1 rRNA gene is annotated in these 1763 nt (G+C 50.2%); it reads right to left on the minus strand.

Annotated elements, in window-relative coordinates:
• Nucleotides 1-106: 106 nt before the first annotated feature.
• Nucleotides 107-1669, minus strand: a 16S ribosomal RNA gene (locus tag H628_RS07295).
• Between the last annotated feature and the right edge of the window lie 94 nt (nt 1670-1763).

The raw sequence follows: 1763 nt of genomic DNA on the forward strand, positions 1-1763 counted from the left end.
CTTGAGAGTTACTACTCTCAAAACTAAACAAAGTTTCTTCAGTGTGCTTCCGTACTCTGGCGCTTTCTCTTAGTATCTCTACTCTCCAGCGCCTTCGCTTCCTTAGAAAGGAGGTGATCCAGCCGCAGGTTCTCCTACGGCTACCTTGTTACGACTTCACCCTAATCATCTGTCCCACCTTAGGCGGCTGGCTCCAAAGGTTACCTCACCGACTTTGGGTGTTACAAACTCTCATGGTGTGACGGGCGGTGTGTACAAGGCCCGGGAACGTATTCACCGCGGCGTGCTGATCCGCGATTACTAGCGATTCCAGCTTCGTGTAGGCGAGTTGCAGCCTACAGTCCGAACTGAGAACAGCTTTAAGAGATCCGCTTGCCTTCACAGGTTCGCTTCTCGTTGTACTGCCCATTGTAGCACGTGTGTAGCCCAGGTCATAAGGGGCATGATGACTTGACGTCATCCCCACCTTCCTCCGGTTTGTCACCGGCAGTCTTAATAGAGTGCCCAACTTAATGCTGGCAACTATTAACAAGGGTTGCGCTCGTTGCGGGACTTAACCCAACATCTCACGACACGAGCTGACGACAGCCATGCACCACCTGTCTCTTTGTCCCCGAAGGGAAAACCTAATCTCTTAGGTGGTCAAAGGATGTCAAGACCTGGTAAGGTTCTTCGCGTTGCTTCGAATTAAACCACATGCTCCACCGCTTGTGCGGGCCCCCGTCAATTCCTTTGAGTTTCAACCTTGCGGTCGTACTCCCCAGGCGGAGTGCTTAATGCGTTAGCTGCAGCACTGAGAGGCGGAAACCTCCCAACACTTAGCACTCATCGTTTACGGCATGGACTACCAGGGTATCTAATCCTGTTCGCTACCCATGCTTTCGAGCCTCAGCGTCAGTTACAGACCAGAGAGCCGCCTTCGCCACTGGTGTTCTTCCATATATCTACGCATTCCACCGCTACACATGGAGTTCCACTCTCCTCTTCTGCACTCAAGATTGACAGTTTCTGATGCAGTTCTCCGGTTGAGCCGAAGGCTTTCACATCAGACTTATCAATCCGCCTGCGCTCGCTTTACGCCCAATAAATCCGGACAACGCTTGCCACCTACGTATTACCGCGGCTGCTGGCACGTAGTTAGCCGTGACTTTCTGGTTGATTACCGTCAAATAAAGGCCAGTTACTACCTCTATCCTTCTTCACCAACAACAGAGCTTTACGATCCGAAAACCTTCTTCACTCACGCGGCGTTGCTCCATCAGACTTGCGTCCATTGTGGAAGATTCCCTACTGCTGCCTCCCGTAGGAGTTTGGGCCGTGTCTCAGTCCCAATGTGGCCGATCAGTCTCTCAACTCGGCTATGCATCATCGCCTTGGTAAGCCGTTACCTTACCAACTAGCTAATGCATCGCAGGTCCATCCTTTAGCGACAGCTTACGCCGCCTTTTAAACTTCTTTCATGCGAAAGTAGTTTTTATCCGGTATTAGCATCTGTTTCCAAATGGTATCCCAGACTTAAGGGCAGGTTACCCACGCGTTACTCACCCATCCGCCGCTAGCTTGTATCTATTTCCATTCCGAAGAACTTCTATAGGCAAGCTCGCTCGACTTGCATGTATTAGGCACGCCGCCAGCGTTCGTCCTGAGCCAGGATCAAACTCTCATTTTGAATTAAAATGAGCTCTTAGCTCAATCAGATTTTTTGATTTGTTATCTCAAATTTATTGCTTGCGAATTGACTTCGCTTTTGTTTGGGTTGTTAC

This window comes from Lactobacillus psittaci DSM 15354, from assembly GCF_000425905.1.
In the GTDB taxonomy this organism is placed as follows: Bacteria; Bacillota; Bacilli; order Lactobacillales; family Lactobacillaceae; genus Lactobacillus; species Lactobacillus psittaci.